The organism is Effusibacillus sp. SKA8, assembly GCF_058273125.1.
Map to the genome: position 1 here is coordinate 280,027 of NZ_JBZCSF010000002.1, position 26,136 is coordinate 306,162.

General features: G+C 54.0%; 25 protein-coding genes. 3 read left to right on the forward strand and 22 right to left on the reverse strand.

Annotated elements, in window-relative coordinates:
• Positions 1–11 precede the first annotated feature (11 nt).
• Positions 12–1,832 carry an oligoendopeptidase F gene (pepF, locus tag AC4ED1_RS03715; protein WP_490936055.1) on the reverse strand — a complete coding sequence of 607 codons (1,821 nt, stop codon included), beginning with the start codon at positions 1,830–1,832 and terminating at the stop codon, positions 12–14.
• Positions 1,833–2,063: 231 nt separating this feature from the next.
• Here pepF and AC4ED1_RS03720 point away from each other — a divergent pair, with 231 nt between their 5' ends.
• Positions 2,064–2,453: a globin domain-containing protein gene (locus AC4ED1_RS03720; protein WP_490936056.1), complete on the forward strand. Its 390-nt coding sequence runs from the start codon at positions 2,064–2,066 to the stop codon at positions 2,451–2,453.
• A 41-nt stretch (positions 2,454–2,494) separates the two neighbouring features.
• On the opposite strand, the gene AC4ED1_RS03725 is transcribed toward AC4ED1_RS03720, so the two are convergent.
• Both AC4ED1_RS03725 and AC4ED1_RS03730 read right to left on the reverse strand, forming a co-directional pair.
• Positions 2,495–6,445 carry a dynamin family protein gene (locus AC4ED1_RS03725; protein WP_490936057.1) on the reverse strand — a complete coding sequence of 1,317 codons (3,951 nt, stop codon included), beginning with the start codon at positions 6,443–6,445 and terminating at the stop codon, positions 2,495–2,497.
• Positions 6,446–6,596: 151 nt separating this feature from the next.
• On the reverse strand, positions 6,597–8,522 hold the full coding sequence (locus AC4ED1_RS03730) for a sensor domain-containing diguanylate cyclase (RefSeq protein WP_490936058.1): 1,926 nt from the start codon (positions 8,520–8,522) through the stop codon (positions 6,597–6,599).
• Between the two features lie 94 nt (positions 8,523–8,616).
• Between AC4ED1_RS03730 and AC4ED1_RS03735 the strand changes: the two genes are divergently transcribed.
• Positions 8,617–9,249, forward strand: coding sequence for a DNA-3-methyladenine glycosylase (locus AC4ED1_RS03735; RefSeq protein WP_490936059.1), 633 nt, complete (start codon positions 8,617–8,619; stop codon positions 9,247–9,249).
• A gap of 183 nt (positions 9,250–9,432) precedes the next feature.
• On the opposite strand, the gene AC4ED1_RS03740 is transcribed toward AC4ED1_RS03735, so the two are convergent.
• The 18 genes from AC4ED1_RS03740 to AC4ED1_RS03825 all read right to left on the reverse strand — a co-directional run bounded on the left by AC4ED1_RS03740 (position 9,433) and on the right by AC4ED1_RS03825 (position 24,651).
• Entirely contained in the window at positions 9,433–10,062 is a 630-nt protein-coding gene (locus AC4ED1_RS03740) for a spore coat protein (protein ID WP_490936060.1), read from the reverse strand.
• A 57-nt stretch (positions 10,063–10,119) separates the two neighbouring features.
• Positions 10,120–10,836 (reverse strand): iron-containing redox enzyme family protein, encoded by a 717-nt coding sequence (locus AC4ED1_RS03745; RefSeq protein ID WP_490936061.1) that lies wholly within the window; start codon positions 10,834–10,836, stop codon positions 10,120–10,122.
• Between the two features lie 17 nt (positions 10,837–10,853).
• Positions 10,854–11,045 carry a hypothetical protein gene (locus AC4ED1_RS03750; protein WP_490936062.1) on the reverse strand — a complete coding sequence of 64 codons (192 nt, stop codon included), beginning with the start codon at positions 11,043–11,045 and terminating at the stop codon, positions 10,854–10,856.
• A gap of 33 nt (positions 11,046–11,078) precedes the next feature.
• The gene (locus AC4ED1_RS03755; protein WP_490936063.1) at positions 11,079–12,665 is read right to left on the reverse strand and encodes a bifunctional metallophosphatase/5'-nucleotidase; all 1,587 of its coding nucleotides are present in this window, start codon (positions 12,663–12,665) and stop codon (positions 11,079–11,081) included.
• A 29-nt stretch (positions 12,666–12,694) separates the two neighbouring features.
• The gene (gene phnC, locus AC4ED1_RS03760) at positions 12,695–13,489 is read right to left on the reverse strand and encodes a phosphonate ABC transporter ATP-binding protein (RefSeq protein ID WP_490936064.1); all 795 of its coding nucleotides are present in this window, start codon (positions 13,487–13,489) and stop codon (positions 12,695–12,697) included.
• A gap of 162 nt (positions 13,490–13,651) precedes the next feature.
• Positions 13,652–14,326: a TerC family protein gene (locus AC4ED1_RS03765; RefSeq protein WP_490936065.1), complete on the reverse strand. Its 675-nt coding sequence runs from the start codon at positions 14,324–14,326 to the stop codon at positions 13,652–13,654.
• Between the two features lie 711 nt (positions 14,327–15,037).
• A complete protein-coding gene (gene lgt, locus AC4ED1_RS03770; protein WP_490936066.1) occupies positions 15,038–15,829 on the reverse strand; it encodes a prolipoprotein diacylglyceryl transferase in 792 nt (263 codons plus the stop codon).
• Between the two features lie 43 nt (positions 15,830–15,872).
• Positions 15,873–16,661, reverse strand: coding sequence for a GGDEF domain-containing protein (locus tag AC4ED1_RS03775; protein WP_490936067.1), 789 nt, complete (start codon positions 16,659–16,661; stop codon positions 15,873–15,875).
• Positions 16,658–17,008, reverse strand: a complete 351-nt coding sequence (locus AC4ED1_RS03780) for a hypothetical protein (RefSeq protein WP_490936068.1) — start codon at positions 17,006–17,008, stop codon at positions 16,658–16,660. The genes AC4ED1_RS03775 and AC4ED1_RS03780 overlap by 4 nt, the downstream gene beginning before the upstream one ends.
• A gap of 256 nt (positions 17,009–17,264) precedes the next feature.
• The gene (gene sufB, locus AC4ED1_RS03785; protein ID WP_490936069.1) at positions 17,265–18,692 is read right to left on the reverse strand and encodes a Fe-S cluster assembly protein SufB; all 1,428 of its coding nucleotides are present in this window, start codon (positions 18,690–18,692) and stop codon (positions 17,265–17,267) included.
• Positions 18,685–19,125, reverse strand: a complete 441-nt coding sequence (gene sufU / locus AC4ED1_RS03790; RefSeq protein WP_490936070.1) for a Fe-S cluster assembly sulfur transfer protein SufU — start codon at positions 19,123–19,125, stop codon at positions 18,685–18,687. The genes sufB and sufU overlap by 8 nt, the downstream gene beginning before the upstream one ends.
• Positions 19,112–20,344, reverse strand: coding sequence for a cysteine desulfurase (locus AC4ED1_RS03795; RefSeq protein WP_490936071.1), 1,233 nt, complete (start codon positions 20,342–20,344; stop codon positions 19,112–19,114). The genes sufU and AC4ED1_RS03795 overlap by 14 nt, the downstream gene beginning before the upstream one ends.
• Positions 20,345–20,347: 3 nt before the next feature.
• Positions 20,348–21,643 carry a Fe-S cluster assembly protein SufD gene (sufD, locus tag AC4ED1_RS03800; RefSeq protein WP_490936072.1) on the reverse strand — a complete coding sequence of 432 codons (1,296 nt, stop codon included), beginning with the start codon at positions 21,641–21,643 and terminating at the stop codon, positions 20,348–20,350.
• Between the two features lie 3 nt (positions 21,644–21,646).
• Positions 21,647–22,405, reverse strand: coding sequence for a Fe-S cluster assembly ATPase SufC (gene sufC / locus AC4ED1_RS03805; RefSeq protein ID WP_490936073.1), 759 nt, complete (start codon positions 22,403–22,405; stop codon positions 21,647–21,649).
• Positions 22,406–22,449: 44 nt separating this feature from the next.
• On the reverse strand, positions 22,450–22,890 hold the full coding sequence (locus tag AC4ED1_RS03810) for an RrF2 family transcriptional regulator (RefSeq protein ID WP_490936074.1): 441 nt from the start codon (positions 22,888–22,890) through the stop codon (positions 22,450–22,452).
• A gap of 233 nt (positions 22,891–23,123) precedes the next feature.
• Entirely contained in the window at positions 23,124–23,564 is a 441-nt protein-coding gene (locus tag AC4ED1_RS03815) for a YfmQ family protein (RefSeq protein ID WP_490936075.1), read from the reverse strand.
• Positions 23,565–23,691: 127 nt separating this feature from the next.
• The gene (locus tag AC4ED1_RS03820) at positions 23,692–24,240 is read right to left on the reverse strand and encodes a manganese efflux pump MntP (protein ID WP_490936076.1); all 549 of its coding nucleotides are present in this window, start codon (positions 24,238–24,240) and stop codon (positions 23,692–23,694) included.
• 204 nt (positions 24,241–24,444) lie between these two features.
• On the reverse strand, positions 24,445–24,651 hold the full coding sequence (locus AC4ED1_RS03825; protein ID WP_490936077.1) for a hypothetical protein: 207 nt from the start codon (positions 24,649–24,651) through the stop codon (positions 24,445–24,447).
• Positions 24,652–24,890: 239 nt separating this feature from the next.
• Between AC4ED1_RS03825 and speE the strand changes: the two genes are divergently transcribed.
• Positions 24,891–25,751, forward strand: a complete 861-nt coding sequence (speE, locus tag AC4ED1_RS03830) for a polyamine aminopropyltransferase (RefSeq protein ID WP_490936078.1) — start codon at positions 24,891–24,893, stop codon at positions 25,749–25,751.
• A 130-nt stretch (positions 25,752–25,881) separates the two neighbouring features.
• Here the strand turns inward: speE and AC4ED1_RS03835 are convergent.
• Positions 25,882–26,136: serine aminopeptidase domain-containing protein (locus AC4ED1_RS03835; protein WP_490936079.1), on the reverse strand; the 255-nt coding region annotated here is incomplete at its 5' end.

Genomic DNA, 26,136 nt, shown 5'->3' on the forward strand with positions numbered 1-26,136 from the left:
GAATTTTAATTTTAAACTTGTGACGCAAGCTGTTCCAGTTCGTCCAAACGCCGCCTGAAGACATCCAACGCATCCCGCACGGGCTTCGGCGAAGCCATGTCGACACCTGCTCCTTTCAGGAGGTTGATTGAGTAATCGGAACTTCCGCTCTTCAGGAAATTGAGGTAGCGCTCGACGGCCGGCCGGCCTTCGGTCAGAATCTGTTGCGACAGCGCCATTGCCGCCGAGAAACCGGTCGCGTATTTGTAAACATAGAAAGCGTTGTAAAAATGCGGAATGCGCGCCCACTCCATATCGATTTCCTCATCCACCACCATGTCCGGACCGTAATATTTCAAGTTCAGTTCCCGGTAGACCCGACACAACAGCTCCGGCGTCAGCGGCTCACCCGCCTCGACTTTTTCATGCGTGATCTTTTCAAATTCCGCAAACATGGTCTGCCGGAATACGGTGGTGCGGAACGCCTCCAAATGATGGTTGATCAGATACATTCTTTGCCGCGGGTCGGTGGTGGTCTCCAATAAATGATGCAGCACCAGCGCTTCATTACAGGTCGAAGCGACTTCCGCCACAAAAATCGTATAGTCCGAATATGTGAAAGGCTGGGTCGTGTTGGTGTAATACGAATGAATGGCATGACCCATTTCATGCGCAAGCGTAAACATGTTGTTCAGATTGTCCTGCCAGTTCATCAGAACGAACGGGTGTGTGCCGTACGGCCCCCAGGAATAGGCGCCGCCGGTTTTCCCTTCGTTTTCAAACACGTCAATCCAGCGGGAATCGAAGGCTTCCTGCAGGATTTTCACATATTCTTCTCCCATGGGAGCGAGTCCTTCCGCCACAATCCGTTTCGCTTCCCCATAGGAAATCCTGAAATCGACATCGGGGATGATCGGCGCAAACAGGTCGTACATATGCAGTTCGTCGACACCCAACAACTTCTTGCGCAATCGGATATAGCGGTACATTTCAGGCAGGTATTCGTGGATCGTCTCAACCAGATTGTCGTACACTTCGACCGGAATGTTGTCGGCATCCAGGGCCGCGTGTCTCGCCGATTGGTATTTGCGGACTCTCGCGTAGAACACGTCTTTTTTGACGCTGGCATGAAGGATGGCGGCCAGTGTGTTTTTGTGTTTTTTGTAGGTGGCGTAGAGAGCTTCGAATGCGTCTTTGCGCACCCGGCGGTCTTTGCTCTCCAGGAACTGAATGTAGCGTCCCTTTGTCAGTTCCACCTCTTCCCCGTTCTCATTCCTGATGTTGGGAAATTTGATATCCGCGTTGTTCAACATGCCAAAAATCGTTCCCGGCCCGTGCGCCAGTTCCCCGACTTGCGCAAGCAGTTGCTCTTCCGCCGGAGAGAGGACATGCTCCTTCGTCCGCAAAATCTCCTGCAAGGCAAAGCGGTACAGTTCCAAGCCGGATTCCTGCGCCATAAATTTCTCCAGCGTCTCCACCGGAATCGACAGAATCTCCGGCGTGACAAACGCGGTTGCGCTTGACGCCTGCACGCTGAGCGTTCCTGCGCGGTCGGTAAGGGCTTGGTAGACAGGGTTCGCGTTGTCTTCGTCCCGCCGCATGCGTGCGTATGCGTAGAGCCGGCCCATTTTTTCCGTGATCCGGTCCTGGGTCTTCAGACAATCCAGCAGATTTTGCGCCGATTCCCGCAACTTGCCTTCAAACCCCTGGATTTTTGCAATTAAACTCTTGATTTCCTGAAAATCCTGTTCCCACTGCTCGTCAGAGGCGTATATGTCCTCCAGCTTCCATTTCATCTCGTCCGGAATCTCGTTTCGCTTCGGCAGCCGTTTTGCTTCGGACGCGTTTGTCATAGACACCCTCCTCCTGTTGTCAATCCTCAAGCTTTGACAGCATATGCAGGTCTTTCCATTATAGCAAAACAAGCGCCGGTAAAATAAAGTATCGACCCCAAAAAGCCGTCCCGTCCCCTTCCGGCATGAGCCGTTTTACCCGGCCGGAGATCCGGTCCCGGTTGAAAACTCGCACCGGTTATGTTGAAATTATATTGAAACCGATATCTGAGAATAAAAAGGGGATTCTCTATGAATTACGATCCGAACGTAAGCCCGTATGAGCTGATCGGGGGAGCCGACACGGTCCGCAAATTGGTGAAGGCGTTTTACGCCCGCGTTCGCAAGCATCCGGATCTGGCGCCGATTTTTCCGGGCGACTGGGATGAAACCGAACGCAAACAATACATGTTTCTTACGCAATTTCTCGGCGGCCCGCCCTTGTACAGCCAGGAGTTCGGCCATCCCATGCTGCGGGCGAGGCATATGCCGTTTCCCGTAACCTCCAAACGCGCGGAAGCCTGGTTGTCCTGCATGAAACAGGCGCTGGACGACATCAGGCTGGAAGGCGAAATTCGGGAATTCGTCTGGGAACGGCTGACGCAAACCGCTCACCATATGGTGAACACTTATGACGGTTAATCCCCGGATTCCCGGGCCGGCCTTCCGGATCCGGCCCTCTCTTATTCTTGCTCCTGCAACAATTGTTGTATGCGCCCCGCCGCCCGCTCAAGAGCCCCGATGTCCACATTCATCGACAATGCAGCAAGCAGTCCGTCCGCATACTCGTTTGTTTGGTTGATTATATCCTGCTGGATCTGCCTGACGACATCCTGAAGCGCTTCCGCGTACCGCGTCTTTAAGATCCGGCTCCCTTCCGTCAGGTAAGCCGCAACCGGCTCCTGCAAAAGCTTCTCCAACTCGTCCCGCATGCGGACTTTCGCGTTTCGCTCAAAGAAGTCTTTCGCATTTTTGTAAATCGCCAATGCGGCGGCAAACCTCTCCGTTCCGGTTCCCGCAAGCTCTTCCGGAAATTCGGGTGTCGGGAACGACGCCTTTTCGTACGGTTCCAGTTGGCATCCGGCCAGATGATTGGCCACCACAGCGGCCAATTTTTCAAAAATCCGGCCCGCCCCCCGGTTCACCTGATTTTCGACGCGAACGGCGGTCGCCCGCAATTCCTGGGCCAAATCGAAGGTCAGGAAGCGGATCAGTTCCTGCAGGCAATTCGCCAGCACCTTTTTGATGTCGCGCGCGTCGTCGCGCAGGACGGACGAGTTAAAAAATTCGTTGAAAGCGTGGTTGAAGCGAAGGAAGACCCGTTGTTTCACATAATAAACCAACTCGTCGATCTCCCGTTCCAGCGACCGCATCTCCGCATCGGTTTCCACCGCGCCAATGCCGGAGTGCGCCCGCTGCAGGGCTTCATTCAAGGCCGCCTTCTTTTCGTCGCGAACCGTTTCCCCCGCTTTTGCGCTGTCGATCAATTCCCGCAGATGAATCAAGGTTCGCCGGATGTCTGCCGCAGCGGCCTGTACCGCCACTTCCGTCAATTCTTCGATCGTAAAGGAGATAAAGTCTTCCTCGAATCTCCCGATGCCGGATCGCTCCACCGCCTCGCCCGGGTCCGGCAGTGCAGCTTCTTCCGAAACACCTGTCAATTTGCGGTACACCCGTTCCGCCGAAGCGGGGAGCGCATCTTTTTCGGACAGCCGGGCAAGCAGCGCCATCTGGCTCGACACCGGATAAATACGGGGCGCTGAAATGCCGCACGCAATCAAATTTTGCCGGACGTGGGACACTACCCCCGCCAGTTCCTCTCCGTCGGCAGCCAGGTCCGCCGCGTTGACGAGGAAAAACATCTTGTCCATCGCAAAACTGTCCTTCACGCGCCCCAATTGAATCAGAAACTCGCGGTCGGCATGCGAGAAAGCATGGTTGTAGTAGGTGACAAACAGCACCGCATCCGCATTTTTGATATAGTCAAAGGCGACTCTCGTGTGCCGGGCGTTGATGGAATCGGCTCCCGGAGTGTCGATCAGCATGATGCCCTGGCGGGTCAAACGGCAATCGTAATACAGTTCGATCCACTCGACAAAGCAAGCTTTCTCTTCCCGCGCGACATACTCCCGGAAAACGTCGGGATCGACGCGCAGTTCCTCTCCGAACCGGCCGCGCATGTCGGCCCACCCCTTTTCGACCGCTTTCAGGAACGAAAAATGGGGTTTCGCGTTTGGCGGCACCTCTTCCGGGTCCAAGGAGGAGATCAACCGCAGCGCCTCGTCGAAAAATTCCCGCAGTCCCGTTTCACCGCCGCCCGATCCGGCGACCGGTCCACCCGCCTGATGGCCGAAAATCGCAAGCGACCCTTTCACATCCGCCACGATGTCCGCAGCCGACTTGATCTTGACGCGAACGCTCCCGTGCGGCCATTCCGGGGAGGGCGGAAGGATCTTGTTGATCGTGGCGGTCGTCGGATTGGGGGATACCGGGAGCACAAGATTTCCCATCATGGCGTTGGCAAACGACGATTTTCCCGCCGAGAACGCTCCAAACAAAGCGACGGTAAACAGATTCTGCTCCAGTCGTTCCGCACGCGCCGTCATATGGGCGGCAAACGTGTGCATTCCCGGAATGTTCGCGATTTGCCCGGCAGATTCGCGCAATTTGACGGCTGCGTTCACCAGGGCGTCCTTGTAATTTTTCCCTGTTCGCCGTCGCGCTCCTCCCTCCGCTTGCAGCCAGGCTGTATTTCGTTCCGCTTCCGTCCGCTCCGTCAGGGCCGCCGGCAAAGGCTGCCGGTCAAGCAAAGCGACCGCAACGGCTTTTCCGGCTCCCTTCTTGTCCTCCTCCCCGGCTTCCCGTACGGCTCCCGACTCGCCACGCATTGCGGCCTGCGCCGCAACCCCCGCCCGGTTCCCCACGCCGCCGAATCCGTCCACCGGCACCACCGGCTGATTCGCAGCGTACAACCCGGCCAAACCGGTAGTTGCTTGCCGCTCCTCCTGAAAGATCCCGACAAGTTCCATCCGATACGCGGCTTCCCGCTGTTCCAGCCGTTCCAGCGCTTCCGCCGCTTGCAGCAGGCGAGCCGTTTTTTCCAGTTCCTCTTTCAGTTCGCCCGCGTCTTTTGCGCCGGCGGATTCCGCCAGCCGGACGGCGTGTTCGACAAATTCGGCCGCCGCCCGCCGGTACATGCTTTTGACTTCGGCCGATATATCCTTCGCGTATTGGTACATGTACTCGGGAGTAGCAAGAGCCCCTTCTTTTACCCAACCCGCCAGCATCTGCGGGGTGATTTCAAGTTTCAAACCGTACACGGCGTTCGCGTATTCTTCGCTGCGGACTCCGTAGCGTTCCGGGATCCTGACCAGCAGGTCTTTAAAATGCCAATCCAAATTGGCCGACACCTTGCCGGCAAAATCGGCGTGCAGTTCGGTAAGACGCCGTTCGCGCTCCTGCCCGGTCTTGCTGCCGGCAAACAGAAGCCCCACACGAAAACCGGGCCGCCGGCTTTCCAGATACCTCCCGCCGAGTTCCGTCGTCTGAAAAGGCGTCAGCGTGGCGTTCTCGATCAGCGATTGCAATTCCCGTTCCAATTCTTCTTTCAGACGCCCGGCGGACGATTCGCTTTGCGCCGCTTCTCTTTGCAGTTCCCGAAGGCGCTCGCGACAGGCTTCCGCCAAATTTGCAGCCGCGGTCGACAGCGAATCTTCGCCATCCGTTTCCCGATCGGACAACGCGCCGGCCTCCGCAAGAATCTCCAAGCAGGCGTGCCGCTCGGAGTCATTTTTTGCCGCTTCCAGCCGGACATGTTCCTCGACCAAATGCAGAGCCGATTGCAGAACGCTCTGCCCCAGCAGGGCTTCCCTGTGCAGCAGCAGATGGCGAAGCGCATGCTGTAGTGCCGCAAACTGATTATGCTCGTGCCCGTTCTCTTTCAAAGACGTGTAAAACATCCCATCCGGTTCAACTCCCCAGGCGGCAAACGATTCTCTCACACTGCGGCTGTATTCGGCAAACGGAAGTTCAAACCCGTTATGCTTGTCGACCTGGTTGACCACCAGCCAGACGGCTTTGCCACGGTCTTTCAGAGTTTTTGTGAATCCAAGGTTCACTTCCGACTGGACGTGGTTGTAATCCATCACATACAGCACGAGATCGGCCAAGTGCAATGCGCTCTCGGTCGCCACCTTGTGGGCGTCGTCCGTCGAGTCGATCCCCGGCGTGTCCATCACCTGCACACCGTCCGGCAAAAAATCGGTCGGGTGCTGAATCCGAATCGTCTCAATCGCTTCCCCGTCGACCGCATACTCCCTCAGTCGCCCGAGATCCGCCAGCGGCACGTCAAAAAACGACCCGTCTCTCCGCCACACCCGGGCTTTGGACGGCCCTTTTTCAACGGTCACCACGTTGGCGCTCGTCGGGATCGGGCTGGAGGGAAGCACGTCGCTTCCCATCAACCGGTTGATCATGCTGGATTTGCCCGCCGAGAAGTGGCCGCAAAACGCGACGATAAACGTTCGATTTTCCAATTTTTCGATAAGTTGCTGTATTTTACGGGCGTTTGCTTCGTCGCCCGCCTGCAGGAAAACGGCTTTCAAGCGTTTCAGTTTCTCTCCCAGATGTTCCATTCTCGTCATTGTCTCCTGTCAGCTCTTCGTTTAAATCCTATCCTATCATATTTTGTCTGCATGCTGTTCGCAAGATGGAAAAATAGGCCGGACAGGAGTGAACACTCCGTCCGGCCGCAAGACTCAAAGCGTAAGAATCGGGGAGGGACATTTACGTTGGGTACGTGGCGCATATCACGCGGTTTTTTCCCTTGCTTTTCGCTTCGTACAAAGCCAAATCTGCCAGCTCGATCACCCGTTTGGGGTCGTCGGTGTCGTCAAGAAAAGTGGCAACTCCGATGGAAACCGTGACCCTTGGATCCTTTTGCGATTTTTCCACCGATTCCCGAATCCGTTCGGCAACCTGCATGGCCTGCCGCTTGGCGGTCCACGGCAATAAGACGCAGAATTCTTCCCCGCCGTACCGGAACACCCTGTCGGCACGGCGAGTCATATCCACCAGAGTCTTCGCCACCGAACGCATGACCGCGTCCCCGACCGTGTGACCGTAATTGTCGTTGATTTGCTTGAAATTGTCGATGTCGATCATCAGAACGGAAAGCGGCTTCTTTTGATTGGCGTGCCGCGCGATATAATCGCGAAACGCTCTTTCGAAATACTGCCGGTTGTACACTTTGGTCAAGCCGTCCAATTTCGACTCTTTTTCGAGCATCTGGATATGCTGCCCGTGCCGGATGATGGGACCGGCATGAATTCCAATGGTGGACAGCGTCAACTTTTCGCGTTCCGACCATTCCCGCTTTTCCGGGGAATGCAGGAACAGGATGCCGATCAGATCCTTCCCTGCCATAAGCGGCGTCCCAATTGAATACCCCGCCTTCGCATTGAAGAAAAACCGCCCGATCCCCGAATCCGGATCGACTTCCAAAAACAGATCTTCCAGTACCGCTGCGCTGCCCAGTTCTTCCAAGGAGCATCCCATCCTGTTTTTGCGGTCGAACCGAATTCCATTGCCTTTCCACGCCGACAACTGGATTCGGCTTTGCGAATCGTTGACCAACCACACGGAAACCCCTACTTTTCCGTCCAGCAGATGATATGTGTTTACAACCATATCGTTCAATACGTCCCGCAACCTCGTCCGGCTGGTCATTTCCCGCATCATCTCGATCAGACGGTCCTGCAGGCGCTTGGTCTCAAGCATCTCGTGCCGGGTCTGCAAAGTGTTGATCACATGGCTGATCTGATGTCCCAGTTCTTTGAAAAAGCCGATCTCCAATTCCGTAAAAATCCGGTGATGCGTAAAATTCACGGACAGTACTCCAATCGGCCGGTCATGAATCGCCAGGGGAATCGTCATGAAACTTTTGATCCCGTACTTTTCGCACAGCTCACGATCCGAAAGCGGGCTGGCAAACGCGTCTTCCACAATCACCACTCTGCGTTCGTCAATTGCCGCGTAAACGGTTTGGTCGAATCCCGGCCCGGGAGGCAGAGGGATTTTACGAATGTCCGATTTTTTAATATGATAGGCGTGAACGGGGCGCAGGAACCGCTCATCCTTGCTGAGCAGCAGAATGACACAACACCCGCCTGCCACTTCAAACGCCTTTTTCGTCACTTTCGCAATCACATCGTCAAAACTGTAGGATTGCGTGATCAACCGGGAAATGTCGAGCAGCGCGGTGTGAAACATTTCCCGGTCATGCAGATTTTTCCTGGATTCGTACAGATAGTTCAAATGTTTGACAAGGCGGCTGATCATCCGCGCCGTTTCAGCGTCCGGCTGCCTGGTCACACGCAAAAAAGCCAGCACGGATTGGAGGGTGCCGTTGACATACAACGGGATGAATATGTTTTCATTCTGTCGGACCCATAACTGTTCGGGAGTATCACCAAACAAACCGGCCACTTCCCGACCGGTGAGGGTCAATTCGGTCTCGTTGCCGGGCGCGTGCCGAGCCTCTAAAACAAGCTGGTTGGTCCGTTTTTCGAGCGTAAACCAACAAGCCTCTTCCGCTTGCAAAACGGAGACGCCGACCTTCATAATTTTCCGGAGCAGGCGCTCTATTTGCTTGGTTTGCGTAAAGATCCGAAACAAAAGGTTGGAAAGACGCAACTCGACCCGTTTGAACATGTGAATTCCCTCTTTTTTTCACAGCATCTTTGCAATGAGGCCGAATCTCGGTGCATTTCATCTTAACAAAACTATACCGACAAGGTGGTAGACGATGACAACTTCCGTATCCAATCCGTTTTTTGAACAACCGACTCTCGTTTTGGCAAAAGCTTTGTTAGGTTCCCTGCTGATTCACGACACAGCGGAAGGTTGCACTGCAGGGAAAATCGTGGAAGTTGAAGCCTATATCGGTCCCGGCGATAAAGCCGCCCATTCCTACGGAGGTCGAATCACGCCCCGCAACCGCATAATGTACGGCCCGCCCGGATATGCTTACATCTACAAAATTTACGGGTTGCATTACTGCTTCAACGTGGTGAGCGGGCCTGCCGGCGCTCCGGAAGCCGTTTTGATCCGCGCCATCGAACCGGTCCATGGAATTCCCCTGATGATCCAACGGCGGGGGATTCCTGTCGGGCGTTTGCCCGCTGGCTCCCGGCTGGCCAACCAATTGAAGTTCCTTACCAACGGACCGGGAAAATTGGCCCAAGCGATGGGCATTACCAAAGAACAATACGGATGGGACTTACGCGATTCTCCGCTCCGGATTGAGCCGGACAAACCGCTAGCGCCGCACCAAATTCAATGCGGTCCCCGGATCGGAATCGATTATGCGGAAGAAGCGTGCGAATTCCCTTGGCGCTTCTGGATCAAAGGAAATCCCTATGTATCGAAACCGACTTGAGGTTAGCTGTATCTGCCAATTTTCTGTTCATGGATACACTCCATTGGGTTGGAGGAGAGGGAACCATATGAAAAAGCCTGCCGCATGATTTACACTTTTGTCGGAATCGACCGTTTTTCAATCCCTCTTATTATACCAAAAAAGCGGCCGCTTGAAAAATATCTTTCCAAGGCCGCTTTCTCCTCACATCTTCGGGATTTGATTCGGCTCCGCTTGCGCCCCGATCCCCCATACCGCCTGCCGGGTCGGCTCGACGCCTCCCATGACGCCCTGGGGAAGCGGCTGATAATGATGCAGCATCGTTTTCGCCGTGTGATCGTTCATCGTCGGGACTTGATACCATCCGCGATGGTTCATGTAATTGAAGATTTCGTATGCGTCCTGCGCACAAGCGACGGCGCCGTTGACCATTATTTGGCGGACATTCGGATCGGCGCACTCCAACGCCGCCGCCATATGGTTTTTGGCGGAATTTTTATGGGAGATCAGCATCGCTTCCGCAATCGACTGATCGTTGATCTTCGCGGCTCCCGTTTGCGGTGCGGAAGGCGCGGGATTGTGCAGCCCGTACCGGACATCATACGTATGGGCGGTATGCATGGGCATCATCCGGGCCTGGGCGGTGTGATAATCGTGCGTGTAAGATACGAGTTGATTGTATCCCTGGATGGCGGATTGAATGTGCCGGTGCAGCATGTCCCGCAGGATGGGATCCTGACATTGCTGCTCGTACATCGAAAAATGTTCAATCAAGCATTTTTTCGCCGACAAAATCTCGTGGACTTCCATCGTTTCATGTGCGCCAAACGGCATTCTTATGCACTCCTTTGCTGGTTGATTCAGCGCTAGAGTGCCCCAAACGGATCAGGCCTATACCATCGAATCATAGATTCCGTCGTAAAAATCCGCTTCCGACATCGCCATGGCAACCCCTGCCCGGTACATAACCGTCAAATCCGCGGGATCGGTGTATTGCGCCAAAATATCTTTGCACAGTTGGTAATGGCGGGGTTCGTGGGTTTCCGCGTGCACCGTCCAGAATGTCACGTTCAGCTTGCGAGTTTTGTTATAGTTTGGATGCTGGAGTCCTTTCCCGATAAGCCCCATCACCTCTCCCGCAAAAAATTCGGAACCGAGACCGATCGCCGCCATCGCTTCCAACGGCGTCGCGTTCCGAAGGAAACGAATAAACGTTTCCACGGCTTTTTTTGCCGCGGGAGCGACAGGGTAATCCGGTATGTGATCATCGCTGATGGCCACATCGGGCGCCGCCGTTTCCAAAAATGTGCGGTACAGGAGGGAATGGTACGCGTTCGGGTTTCCCCTCCCCCCTTCATCCCAAAGATTATCCGCAATCGGAACCCACCATTTGTCGATCGGTTCCATTGCGGCAATCGCAGCGCCAAGCACGCGGGGAAAATTCCGGCTGTAGTAGCTGTACTGCAGCGCAAATTCCCGAATCTGCCGCTCGTTGAGCTCGCCATTCAAAAGAGCGGTGAGAAAGCGCCCCTCGACAATCCGTTCGCGCACTTTCTCCAGGACTGCGTTTTCAATCTGTTCATATGTACTGAACTCGACTTGTTCCACGATGCTGTTCTCTCCTTTCACGACAAGACGGTACCGTTAAATTTTTTGACCGTTTTTTCCCACACCTCTTGCGTGACCGGTCCCAGATTCATCCGGTACATCGCCAGCGAAATGTCACACCCGTCGCGGTCGTTTATATCCCGGAAGGAGGCCGCCACTTCCCTTCCGTCTTCCAAAACATACGTGAAAAAATAAGTTTCTTCCGTCATACCGGGCCCCCGCCTTTTCAATTGATTTTCGGCTCAATCGTGAACGACTTCCCAGTTATTGTCGACAGTCGCTTCAATTGTGCCCCGTTCCAGGATGTAATTAGCGATCAGTTCCGACACGTCGGTCGGAATGTCGCGGACGACTTCTTTGCCCCGAAACATAAAATAGTTGCCGCCTCCGCCCGCCCGGTAGTTGTTCATCACAACCTCGTATGTCGCCTCCATGTCCAGCGGCTTTCCACGGTAGTTCAACATGACGACCCGTTGGCCGACCGGACGGGAAATGCTAATCCGGTATTCGATGCCTTCCCACATGTCATAGTTGTAATGCTGCGGCTTCGGGGTCGTGAACTCCGGATTCACCGCAACCGGACCGCCCGTATACCGTGCAAAGTAGGAAGCGCTTTTTTCCAGAGCGTCTTTGATGTCCTGTCCCTTGAGCCGCAGCACGCGAAGCGTGTTGGGATAGATGTAGTTCGCCACGATATCGCGCATGGTGACGTCGGGTTTGAGGCCCGGCGACTGATTGCTGAACAACGCAGTACTGGAAATATCGACTTTGGCGCTTTCCATCTGCACTTTGTTGAAAAACTCGATCAACGCGTTGTCTTTCATCCGAATCGCCAACGGATCCCGGACCCGCATGTCTCCCAAAATTCTGCCGATCGGTTTGTCCAACCACGCCTGGGTGTTGTCTTCATAAGGCCGGAGGATCTCGCGGATCGCATCATCCGCTGCAATGCCTTCCACGGACAGGAGTACCGAATTTTTTTCGACAACTGCCCACCGGTCTTGCCGCCGCTCCATGATCACGTTGATTTTCGCCAACGCTCTGGCCTGCTGACCCGGCTGGACAACCGCGACCCCGTTGATAGTCCGGCCCGCGATTAGGCGATGCTGGTGACCGGTGACCAGCACGTCGATCCCCGGAACTTCCATGCAAAGCTGATACCCCTGATTTTCGCCGGTCAGCTGTTCGGTCGGTTCCCCCGTATCGAGATCCCGTTCAAAACCGCCGTGGTAAGACACAACCAGCAAGTCTACGCGTTCCCGTAAGACCGGCACCCATTTTTTCGCTGTTTCCACCGCGTCCAAAAATTCGATGCCCGCGATGTGATGCGGATGTTCCCAATTTGGAACGTACTGTGTGGTAAGGCCGAGAATCCCGATTGTCGGACCGTCCGGCAAATGTTTGATCAGGTATGGCTGGCCGTAGAAAGGCTCGTTTGTGCCACTTTTTACAATGTTGGCCGCCAACCAGGGAAAACTCGATTCCCGGAGCGCTTTCGTAAGGACGTCTTGTCCGTAATTGAATTCGTGATTTCCGAAAACCGCCGCATCATACTGAAGATGATTGAGCACGTGAACTAGCGGGTCGACCGGTTCGTTGTCGACTCTGGCATGATAGTAAGTTAAAGGCGTTCCTTGGAGAAGATCCCCGTTGTCGATCACGACAACATGCGGGTTCTTCCGGCGCTCCTGCCGGATCAAAGTGGAAATTTTGGCCAACCCCACTTCGTCAGGCTGATTGTTTGCGTAATTAAGAGGCAGGATATTGCCGTGTACGTCGCTCGTTGCAAGAATCGTAACGGTAATGCTTTCCCGAACGGCTTTTGTCATATTCCCGGTTTCCTCCTGATCACCTGTCTTTACGCGTCTTGGCAGGTCGGGAGCAGACGCCCGGCGCCCAGCAGTTCGTCTTTTTTCACGGGCCGGCCGTAAATTTCGGCGAACACTTCATCCGTCACCGCCTCCACCGGCCCGTCAAACACAATCCGCCCCGCCCGGAGTCCGATGATGCGGGTCGCATACTCACGCGCCAAGTCGACAAAATGCAAGTTCACAACCATGGTAATGCCCAGTTCCCGGTTGATCCGCCGCAAGTCATCCATCACCTGCCTGGTCGTCAGAGGGTCCAATGAGGCAACCGGCTCATCCGCCAAAATAATTTTCGGTTCTTGCGCCAAAGCACGCGCAATCGACACGCGCTGCTGCTGTCCGCCTGACAATTCGTCAGCCCGCACGTACGCTTTTTCCCGGAGATTCACCCTTTCCAAAGCCCGCAGCGCCAACTCCACATCCGCTTCGGGAAACAGGCCCAACAGCGTGCGCAGGGTCGAATGATAGCCGACACGCCCCGACAACACATTGCCAACCACCGACAAACGCTTGGCCAAATTGAACCTTTGAAAAATCATCCCGATGTTCCGCCGGATTCGGCGCAATTCCTTGCCGGAAGCGGCGGTGATCGATTGGCCGTCGATCAGAATTTCCCCTTCCGTTACGTCATGCAGGCGGTTGATGCAACGCAGAAACGTCGATTTTCCTGCACCGGACAACCCGATCACAACGACAAACTCGCCCTTTTCGATCGTCAGGTCAATGCCTTTCAACCCCACAGTCCCATTGGGGTACACCTTTAACACGCGTTTGAATTCGATCACTTTCGCCCCCCCTTCCGAAACAGCCGCACCGCACAGCTGGCGAAACAGCGCTCTATGCATCCATTCAATCTGATCATACCAGCCAACCATTTTTGAAACAACAAGATTCGACGGTTCCGAACCGCCGGATCCGGAGCCTTGTCAAGCGCAAAGGCTTTCGGATTAACTTCCCGCCACTTGCTGTTTTTGTCGATTCTTTAACCTGCCCACCACCAGCACGCCGCCGATTATGCCGGCAATGGTTCCCCAATGCAAAACCGGGTTCGCAAAGTACGAGCGCAACAGCGGTTCGTCCGTGATCATTTTGGCGGCCGTCCACGCCAACACGCCGGCACCGATGTAAATAATCGCCGGGAACCGTTCGATCAACCTCAATATCAAGGTACTTCCCCACACAACGACCGGAACGCTGACCAACAACCCGAGAATCACCAGGATCCAGTCGCCGTGTGCGGCTCCCGCAACCGCCAGCACGTTGTCAAGCCCCATGACCGCGTCCGCTACGATAATGGTCCGAATGGCCGCCCACAAACCGGAGGCCGCTTTGACATCGTGCTTTTTCTCCTCGGTCGACAGCTTATAAGCGATCCAAACCAGCAACAGGCCGCCCGTTACCAGAAGCCCCGGAATCTTCAACAGCCACACGACAACCAGTGTCGCAACGATCCGAATCGCGATCGCCCCGGCCGTTCCCCAAACGATCGCCCGTTTTTGCTGGTGCCTCGGCAAGTTCCTGGCCGCCAGCCCAATGACAATCGCGTTGTCGCCGGCCAATACGAGGTCGATCACGACGATGGCCAGCAGCGTCGAGAAAAATTCAGCAGAGAAGAACTCCATGTTACCCGCCCCCCAAATCCATTTGTCGTTCGTTTCTCCAACCGATCGGCAGACCACCGCGTTTCAAACGGGCCCGAACGTTTCAACCGGACCCCGAAAAAACGAAGCGGCCCCCGCGCCGATTCCAGGCAAAGGCCGCCTCGCAAACAAAAAAGACCTTTACCCTTTACTTAAGGACAAGTTAAACCGTCAAGCGGATTCCGCCCGATTCTATTAAAAATAGACTGATAGCTTACGGCACTTGTCCGTTACGATAATTTACTGACCTGAATTAACTGTAAATGTATCAAACAACAAGGAGGGAAGCTATGATGGATGGAGTCGGAGTATTTGGTGGTTTTACTCGTTGGGCGGTCGTATTCTTAATCATCTTTGTACTGTTCATTCTCTTGATTCCCGTTACAACTACTGTTTGCAGAACGGTTCCCGTCTATTAGTAAGCCGGAATGTCCGGATGGAAAGGGGGTAAACCAATGACAGATGGATGTTTCGGCATTTTCACCCGTTGGGCAGTTGTGTTCTTGATTATTTTCGTTTTGTTTCTCTTGTTGCCCGGTGTCGCCAGGGATGGTTACGCTGTATAAGTCAATGAATTATTCTGCTCATTCCTGGAACCTATTAATCGCTGGTGAAAAGGGAAGGACCGGAGAAAAAATGCCGGTCCTCGTTTTTTTATTGTGCGCTGCGTACAACACGAGAAAAACTCCGGCGCTAAGCCAAGGTATTCCCGTTTTCATGGGGCATTTTTCTTTTCGACGCCCAGATCAGCAAAACGATGCCGACCGTCACCAGCACCAAACTTACGACTTGCGCCACCCGCAGCGGCCCCAACATCAGACTGTCTGTCCGCATTCCCTCAATAAAGAACCGGCCGATGGAGTAGAGAATCATGTACGAAAACAGCACTTGCCCGTCGAATTTTTTGAATCTGTGGAGCATGCTCATCAATACGGCAAACACCAGCAGATTCCAAAGCGATTCGTACAAAAACGTGGGATGGTAGTATTGGCCGTCAATCCACATTTGCTGTCTGATAAATGCCGGAAAATGATTGATGAACTCTTCCGACACCGGTCCGCCGTGCGCCTCTTGGTTGATGAAATTGCCCCAGCGACCGATCGCTTGTCCCAGGATCACGCTTGGCATCAACAAATCTCCAAACAGTAGCATGGACAGCCTGTTTTTTCGAACATAATACAGTCCGCCGAGAAACCCGCCAATCAAGCCGCCGTGAATGGCCAGTCCGCCGTGCCAGATCGCAAACGCTTCAAACAGATTGTGCCTGTAATTTTCCCATTCAAAAATCACGTAATATGTACGAGCCCCAATGATCGCCAGCGGAATGATATACATCGCCATGTTCAGAATATGTTCCGGATCAATGCCAAATTTCCGGGCATGGCGTTGCGCCAGCAGAACCCCGAGAACAAACGCGCTCGTCATAATGATTCCGTACCAGTGCACGGAAAACGGGCCTAGGGTAAACGCAACCGGGTCGATCAATACTATCACCTCGGGGATATTGTACCATAATCTCCGCCCACATCTAAATTTTTACTTTGTTTTTCGTAGACAACAAGCTGGTCCGGCTCAGGATCTCCCGAAAAGACAAGGCGAAAAAATCCTGTTCGTCCGCTCCGAACATTGCACCAATGGACAGGGAAACGGAAGCCCCCAGTATCTCGACGGGCTCAGACAGGTACTCCATCAGCGCCAAGGTCTCTTCTTTGCCACGCAAAGTGAGAATAATAAACTCGTCCCCGGCGTATCTGCATATATGATCCGTCTCTCGCTTGACGTTTTGCAGACGCTGCGCGAAACTTACCAGAATGTCATCTCCCACCGGATGTCCGAACTCTTTATTGATACTGCCGAAATCGTTCAAATCCAAAAAGAGAAATTGAAAAACTTGCTTGCGCTGCAGATAATCTTCAACAAGATATTGAATGTACGCGGTTTTGTATAATCCCGTGAGGGAATCGACGAACATGTTGATCGTGCTTCTGATCGCTTCCCGCGTGACCATCCCCGCGATCTTCCCTTGATCCGTGACGATTAAACGTTCAATATGATGCTTTTCCATTAACAACAAAGCGTCCCAGATAAATCGCTTTTTCTCGATCGTAACGGGATTTGGCGTCATCGCATCGGCTACGATTCGGTTGGGATGCGAAGCGCGGATGTCCTTGGAAGTTACAATGCCGACCAACCGCCCGTGATCTTCCACAACCAGGGACCCAACCCCCCGTTCGTTCATTTGACGCGAAGCGAACACTACACTTTTACCGGAAGAAATGGTGCAAATCGAAGGAGTCATGACTTCCTCGATTCTCACTTCAGGTTCACCTCGCGTTGAACGGCGATTTCGATTTTTACCTCCGAACGCAAAACCATCGAATCGTTAAAAATTCCTTCGGCTTCTTCCAAAACAATGTTCACTAACGTGTCTTGGTCCATCATTTCGTAAAGCGCGGTACGAAGCAATATCGCTTCCACCTTCGGATGGTCCGTGGGAACAATCACATATTGCTCGGGCGACAGCGCCTCGGCCATACGCCGGACGGCCTCCGGTCCGATCGGAGCTTTTCTGCCGATAATCAGCAGATCCTGCATCGGCGGCATTTCAAATTCGGAGATTTTTAACGATAACATGGCTTTCTTTGAGTATAGAGACGCTCCCATATCATTAACCTCACAAGGCTATAGAATACATATTATTCATCAATTAAACACCCATATCCTATAATACAGTTTTAACAAGACAAAAACAATCGGTTACCCAATAGGATTATCCCAATGGAGAACGCAATATCCGCCCGGCTCATGGCGTGAAACAAAATAACGAAAATAAAATAGAGAGGAGTTCCGGAGAGCGCCGCAAAATGCTATCTCCTTTGTCCTCTCTATATTATTTAGGAGTATTTGTCAACCGTATTCTTTATCCCACGGAGCCTTCCATTTCCAGTTCGATCAACCGGTTCAACTCCACCGCGTACTCCATCGGCAATTCTTTCGCGAACGGTTCGATGAATCCGGAAACGATGAGGCTTGTCGCCTGTTCTTCCGAAAGGCCGCGGCTCATCAGATAGAACAACATGTCTTCCGACACTTTGGAAACGGTCGCTTCGTGTTCGATCGAAACGTTCTCTTCGTTGATTTCCATGAACGGAATCGTATCCGATACGGAACCATCGTCAAACATCAACGCGTCGCACTTCACGTTCACTTTCGAGCCGTGCGCGTTGTCCGCCACCTTGACCCAGCCGCGGTAAGTGGTTTTGCCGCCGCCCTTGGAGATCGACTTGGAGACGATCGTGCTGGACGTATTGGGCGCCAAGTGGAACACTTTGGTACCGGCGTCCTGATGCTGGCCTTTTCCGGCAAACGCGATCGAGGTGATTTCCGCGCGGGCGCCTTCTCCCTTCAGGATCACAGCCGGGTATTTCATGGTCAGCTTGGAGCCGATGTTGCCGTCAATCCACTCCATCACCGCGTTTTCGTGAGCTACGGCACGCTTGGTCACCAGATTGTACACGTTCGGAGACCAGTTCTGGATCGTGGTGTAACGCACGCGCGATCCGGGCAGACAAACGATTTCCACCACCGCGGAGTGCAGAGAGTCGGACGAATACTTGGGAGCGGAGCATCCTTCCACATAGTGGACGAAAGAATCTTCTTCCCCGATAATCAGCGTGCGCTCGAACTGGCCCGCGTTTTTCGTGTTGATGCGGAAGTACGCCTGCAACGGAATTTCAACGTGTACGCCCTTCGGCACCCAGATGAAGGAGCCGCCGGACCAAACCGCCGAGTTCAGGGCGGCGAACTTGTTGTCGGACGGCGGGATAACCGTGCTGAAATATTTTTTCACGATTTCCGGATATTCGCGAACCGCAGTATCCATGTCGGTAAAGAGGACGCCCAATTCTTCCAGGTCTTTGCGGATGCTGTGGTAGACAACCTCCGATTCGTACTGGGCGGTCACCCCCGCCAGGAAGTTGCGCTCCGCTTCCGGAATCCCCAGTTTGTCAAACGTCTGCTTCACCGTGTCGGGCACGTCTTCCCAGCTTTGTACCGCTTTGTCGGTCGGACGCACGTAATAATGGATATCGTCAAAGTCGAGATCGTCCAGATCCTTGGTCCACCAGGGCATCGGCATATTGACGAAAATATCGTAGCTCTTCAGGCGAAAGTCGGTCATCCATCCCGGCTCGTTTTTCATCTCGGAGATTTTCTTCACGATTTCCCGTGTCAAACCTTTTTCTGACTTGTAAACATAGTTCTCGGGGTCGGAGAAGCCGTATTTGTAATCGGAGACGATATCAAGCACCGGACTTCTCTCGGCGATCTCCTCTTTGGATTTAGCCATTTTCAATACCCTCCTTTTTGTCCAAGCCTTTCTCAAGCGCTTTCCAGGCCAATGTGGCGCACTTGATCCGCACGGGGTATTTGGAAACTCCCTGCAGCGCCTGCAGTTCGCCAAGTTCCTTATAATCTCCCTCGACGCCTTTCATCATATCGTAAAAATCGGCAATCAGCTTGCGGGCTTCCCGGATTGTCTTTCCCTTCAGTTTGACAGTCAGCATAGAAGCGCTGGACTGGCTGATCGAGCAACCATGGCCGTGGAATTTGGCGTCCGCCACTTTTCCTTCGGCATTCAGCTTCAGATGGATCCCGATCACGTCTCCGCAGGTGGGATTCGCCAACTCCATGCCGACATCGTAGTTTTCAATTTTCCCCACGTTGCGGGGCCGTTTGTAGTGATCCAGGATCACATCCTGGTACAGACTATCGAGCGACATAGCCAAACATCTCCTTCACTTTCTGGAGGGCGGACACAAGACGGTCAATGTCCCGTTCGTCGTTATAGATATAAAAACTGGCCCGGTTCGTGGCGGCAGCCTTCAACCACTTGTGAAGCGGCTGGGCACAGTGGTGGCCCGCCCGGACGGCAACGCCTTCCGCGTCAAGCACGGTGGAAACGTCATGCGGATGGGTGTCGTCGAGATTGAAGGCGATCAGCCCGGTTCGCGGTTCGCGCGGGCCGTACATCCTGATCCCTTCCACTTGGCCGAGCCGATCCCACGCATACGCGAGCAATTCTTCTTCATGCTTCCGCACATTGTCCATTCCGAGCGCCGTCAGATAATCGATCGCCGCGGCAAGCCCCACGGCTCCCACGATATTCGGCGTGCCCGCTTCGAATCTCGCCGGGACTTCCGCCCAGTTGGACTCGTAGTAGTCCACGAGGCCGATCATGCTGCCGCCAAGCTGGAAAGGCTCCATCGAATCCAGGAGTTTCCCCTTGCCATACAGGAATCCGATGCCGGTCGGTCCCAACATCTTATGCCCGGAAGCAGCCAGAAAATCCGCATCGAGGTCCTGCACGTCGATCTGCAGGTGGGGTACACTTTGCGCGGCGTCCACCATCACTACAGCTCCGGCGGCATGCGCTTCCCGGATGATTTCCTTGACCGGCGTTATGGCTCCCAGCACATTGGACGCATGGGTGACCGCCACAATTTTGATATTGCCCTGTTTCAGGAAGCTGCGGTACTGTTCCATGTCGAGATGGCCATTCTCGGTCAATTCCACCATGTACAGCTTTGCACCCTTCAGCTTCGCGATCTGCTGCCACGGCACCAGATTGGAGTGGTGCTCCAGCAGTGTAACGATGATTCCGTCGCCTTCCTGCAATCTGTGCAACCCGTACGCATATGCAACCAGATTAATCGCCTCCGTGGCCCCCCGGGTGAACACAATGTTCTGCGGCAGCGGCGCGTTTACAAAACGGGCGACTTTTTCCCGCGCTTCTTCATAGGCGGACGTGGCTCTTTCCGCCAGTGTGTGGACGCCGCGATGAACGTTCGAGTGGCTCGACACATAATATTTTGACATGGCTTCCACAACTTGACGGGGAATCTGCGAGCTGGCCGCCGAATCCAAATAGGCGAGCGGCTTCCCGTTGATTTCTTGGCTCAAAACCGGAAAATCCCGCTTGATCTCATTCACGTCAAACACGGGTTACCACCCCAACTTTCGGTCTGCCAGAGATTGGATCTCGTTGCGGACGTCTTCGAGCGGAACCAGTTCGATCACGGGCCCGAAGAACCCTTCCACAATCATCCGCTGCGCTTGTTTCAGCGGAATGCCTCGGCTTTGCAGATAGAACAGATGCGCTTCGTCCATCCGTCCGACGGTGGCGGCGTGGCCCGCTCCCGCAACATCCGTCTCTTCGATCAGAAGCCCCGGAATCGCGTCCCCTTTGGCGCTGTCGGACAGGATCAGACTGTTTTCTTTCTGCTGGGTGGAGGAACCTTTGGCCCCCTGCCGGATGTGGCCCAGACCGCGCCAGATCGTTTTCGCCTTGCCGTTCATGACACCTTTGGCCGTAATGTCCGACGTGCCGTGTCTTCCGCGGTGAATCATGGCGGCGGATACGTCAAGCGTCTGTTCGCCGGAACCGAAGAATACAACCACCGCGTCCGAGTTCGCTCCGTCCCCGTCGACATACGACGTGTTTTCGGAGCGGGCGATTTTGCCTCCGAATTCGGCGGCAACCCATTTGACTCCGGCATCGCGGCCGACTTGCGCACGGCGCGGATTGAAACTGTAAGTTCCCTGATCGAAGTTTTGCACCGCGATATAGGTAACTTTTGCCCCGTCATGGGCAAAGACTTCGACCGCCCCGCTGTGAATCGCGGTACCGCCCTGCAAATCGGAAGCCGAATACTCAAGAACAGTAACCTGCGAAAACGCTTCGGCGACGACCAGCGTATGATTAAACACACCGGCATTTGGTACGTCCGTATAGGTGAATACCTGAATCGGCCGATCGATCGTCACGTTCTTCGGAACGTAAAGGAAGGCCCCGCCCGTTCGCAACGCGTAATGCAGAGCGGCAAACTTGCTCTCTTTGAAGCTGTAGAGCTTGCCGAGATATTTCTCCACCTTGTCCGGATGATTGGCGATGGCGTCCTGCAAACCGGTAAGAATCACGCCTTTTTCCGCCAATTCGGGATGCAGACGGACTTCCGTCACATCGCTCCGGTAATGAACGACGGCGCCGGCCGCATTTTCGTCGATCCGGCCGCGGATCGCCTCCGGGGTTTCCTGCCTGTCTGCCACGGCAACGATGGAATCGAGCGGCACTTCCTTCAAGCGAAGATTCCGCCATCCTTCGTCTTGTTTGGGAAGGTCGAGCAGGTCGTAGGCTTCCAGCGCCTGCATACGAAGCTCTTTTGCCCACGCCGGTTCGTCAAACCGGTCGGCGAGCGTCCGAACAGCCGGCTCGATCGCGGAACTGATCACTTTCGACATGCTTTATACCTCCCCACCGACAGACACTTCGCTCCTGATCCAGTCGTATCCCTTGGCTTCCAGTTCGAGAGCGAGCTCGGGTCCGCCCGAACGCACGATCCGGCCGTCCATCATGACATGGACAAAATCGGGTTTGATGTATTCAAGCAAACGGTGGTAATGGGTGATGACGAGAACGCCGAGTTCCGGGCCGCGCAGGCTGTTGACGCCGTCCGCGACGATTTTCAGCGCGTCGATGTCAAGACCGGAGTCGGTTTCGTCAAGGATCGCGATTTTCGGCTCAAGCAGAGCCATCTGCAGAATCTCGTGGCGCTTCTTCTCGCCGCCGGAGAATCCCTCGTTCAAGTTGCGGTTTGCAAACGACATGTCCATCTTCATCAGTTGCATCTTTTCTTGCATGATGGAATAGAATTCAAACACTTCCATCTGCGTTCCCTTCACGGCGTTGTACGCCTGACGCAGGAAATTCTTGACGGGAACTCCCGGGATTTCCGCCGGGTACTGGAATGCCAGGAACAGCCCTTCGCGAGCCCGCTCGTCAACCTCCATCTCAAGCAGATTTTTATCGCCAAGCGTTACCTCTCCCCTGGTCACTTCATAACGGGGATGCCCGGCCAGCGTCATCGACAGGGTCGTCTTCCCCGTGCCGTTCGGTCCCATGATGGCGTGCACTTCGCCGCCCTTTACCGTCAAGTTGAATCCTTTCAGGACTTCTTTGCCTGCCACGTTGACGTGCAGGTTTTTGATCACCAAATCCGCCATGTTAACTACCCCCTACCTTCCTTCCGCGTAACGCGTAAAATGTTTTATTTGCTCTCCTCTTGAATCAGGGGATTTCCCCGCTCGACAATCTCTCGAAGCGTGATGTTGTCCAGCACGGAAACCATCGTATCGCGCAGTTTTTCCCAAACGAACTTGGTTGTGCACGACTCGGTCTTGCTGCAACAATCCTCATCCGTTTCGATATGCAGACACTCCACGGGAGCGATCGGTCCTTCCAACGCTCGGATCACCTCTCCCGCCGTGATCTGATCCGATGGACGTGACAACCTGTATCCGCCTCGCGGACCGCGCACGGCAGTCACCAATCCCGCTTTTCGCATTGAGAACAGAATCTGCTCGAGAAACTGGTCGGGGATTTGCTCCGCGACGGCGATCGTCTTGATCGGAATCGGCCCCTCGTTTTCCCGCTGAGCGAGATATGCCATGGCTATCAATCCGTAATGGCCACGGGCAGACAGTCTCACCCCATCCACCTCCTCCGAGGCAACACTTGTCGGTTTCAGATTCCTGATCAAATTAGTCAGGAATATTCCCAAGAAAGAAGTCAGGCTTACTTTGGAACGACCCTGACTTGGAATGATTCCATTCTCAGTTTATTATACGCGAAATGAGAAAAAACGGCAAGACCTCCGGCAAAAAGGAATAAATGTCAGATTTACGTTTCCCCGGTCCGGCCGGCAATATGTGAAAAAAAGCATTAAACGGACAATTTCACGAGAAAATTGCCCAGTTCCGCATGCCGCGCCCAGTAAGTGACAATCGCATGATTCGCTTTCCGCCGCGTAATGTCAAAATCTCCATCCCTCGGCACGATCAGGATTTCTTCGCCGTTGTTCAACTCGATCGCGATTCCTTCCGTACCGGCACGTGGGTTATCATACTCGCGTTTTTGGATGAAAGCGGCTTCGTTAAACCAGTCGACAAGCCGTTTCACCTCGTCCGGACTTGCATCGCGCACACACCCGCGGTCAAACAGCCGCACCTTTTGCACTTTGGCAAGGTCAATTTTTTGATGCGTCTCAAACCTGCGGAGGAGTTTCGCCATCCAGAAGGTCGGCAGGCACAGCAGCAGCACCCCGGCCAGCGCGATGAGATGACTCGTCCAGTTTAACGCTTCAAACGACATTTTTAACAACATCCCGCTCCTTCCTTTCCTTATCGAGAAAGCGCACGCCCGGCAACCGGACCGAACGGCGGCTTCGGGTCTTTCGCTAAGTATTATAGCAAAAATCCTTTGCTGCAAGAATTAAAAAATTGGAGGCAGTCTAAGTTAATTTCTCAATCATCAGCCCGGTCGCGAGCGCAATCAGGATCACGCCGGCGATTTTTTCGGCAGCTTCGCCGAGCAGCGGTTTGATGCGCTTCGCAAACGAAACGCCAAGCAAAGTGAAAAAGAAAGCCTGAACCCCTAATATCACCGCCGTGAGAACGATCGGAAGCCCGATCAGGCCAAACGACGAACCGACGAACATCTCGTCGAGGCTGATAAAAATGCCGGTCAGGATCAACGTCCATCCCCGCAACTCCCCGGCCAGCGAAGCGACGAGCTTTTCCTCCCGGTCTTCGTTTTCGAACAGGTAGTAGACCCCCAACCCGAACATCAAGACAATGCCAGCGTAAAACGCCCATTTTGCAAAAAGAATTCCAAGCGAGGTTCCGAGAAAAAAACCGAACATCGGCATCAAAGCCTCAAACGCGGCAAACGTCAGAGCCGTGCGGAATTTGTTGCCCCCGTTTGACAATCCGATTGCCGTCGAGACAATCAGGTTGTCAATGCCAAGCGCTAAGATGACAGCCAGCATGATCCAAAACATGCGCAATCGCCCTTTCGGAAAGATCTCTTTTAAAAAATTCCACTCTCGCCCCGGCCACAATCAGCGCCGCCTAGATCGTCGTTTTCAGTCGCCTTGGGGCAAGAAGCGGCGGTTCGAGGAGCGGTTAGCAAGATTATAACGGAAGCCATGCAAAAAAGAGGGGGGAAAGGCCCCTCTTTGCCGTTCCGCTGGCGAGTAAAAACACTACTCGTACCAGGCAATGTCAAAATGTTTGTCGTTATCGCACAGACATCTTTTGAATCCCGTATGCAACCGCCCCGTTTCGTCAAACGAGCCGCGAAGCCGGAACGTTTCGCCGCAATCGCGGCAGCGAATGAACACTTTCACCCGATGATTTCTGACAACAACGGATTCGTCTTCATGCCACAAAGGTTCGACCGGTTGTCCCATAAAATCCCCTCCTCGGACAACAACTATTGCCAACCGGGTTCCGGTTTTACTTTGACTATCTTTGACTTATAATTTGATTATAAAATGGGTGTTGAACATTTTCAACATTTGCCGCAAAATCCCGGACAAACATTCGAAAATTTGCGCACTCTCGTGCAAAAATTCGCACACTCCCTTGCAAAAAAGTAAAGATTTAGGTAAGGTTTATCGTTGAAACGAATTTTAAGGGGAGGTTGAAAATGGAAGGATTGCCCAAGTTTCTTCAGTACCAAAACGGCGAATTGTGGTTGACGGAAAATGAGCGGGAAAACCTGAAAATCAGCTACCGGATCCGCGACGTTGTGTTCGCGGAACAATCTCCGTTCCAGCACGTGATGATTTTGGATTCCTATGACTTCGGCCGGATGCTGGTGTTGGACGGAGTGGTGCAAACAACTTCCATCGACGGCTTTATTTATAATGAAATGATTTCCCATGTTCCAATGGCGTTTCATCCGAATCCGAAACAGGTGCTTGTGATCGGCGGCGGCGATTGCGGCGCGGCCCGCGAAGTCGCCAAATACGAAACTGTGGAACAAATCGATCTGGTGGAAATCGATCAGTTGGTTGTCCAGGCCTGCAAAGAACACTTGCCGGAAGTGTCGGGCAACCTGTCCGATCCGCGGGTGCGTTTCATATTTTGCGACGGGGTGGAGTTTGTCCGCGACATCACAGACCGATACGATGTGATCATCGTCGATTCTTCCGATCCGGTCGGTCCCGCCAAGCAGCTTTTCGAATACGGTTTCCATCGAAATCTGCACCGCGCTTTAAAATCCGACGGGATGGTGGTTTGCCAAAGCCAGTCCCCGATTTTCCATTCCGACATCATGCGGGAGACCTACGGGAACATCCGGCGGCTGTTCCCGACAACCTTGCTTTACACAGCCATTGTGCCCACCTATCCCGGCGGACTGTGGAGCTTTACGCTCGGCTCCAAAAAATACGGCCCGCCAGCCGCCACGCCGCGCTTCGACAAGACGACCCGCTACGTCAACCGGGACATCCTGGACCAATGTTTCCGGCTGCCGGAGTTTATAAAAGAGTTGTTGTTTGTCTGATCCTTTTGGGTGAACTCCCTATCCATCCGTCAGGCAATTAACACCGACAACAAAAGGCCGTTGAAAAATGAGCAACGGCCCGGATCTCGCCCCTCTCGGGGCCGATTCAATTCCTTGTCAGTCCTCCTTTTTAGTCCCTCTCCGCCAGCCAGGCGGCGGTTTCCGGGTAGACTCTGTTTCTGGCTGTACCCCCGAACACGAGGCTCACATGCCCGACGGGGTAATGGTGTTCCGTCTTGTCGGTGCTGCCGATATGTTCAAACAACGCCCGCGTCTGGCTGCAAGGCACGATGTGATCATGTTCCGCAGTCAGGATCAGCACCGGGCAGTTAATCTCCGACAAATCCACCCGCCGGTCCCGCAACACAATCTCGCCCTTGATCAG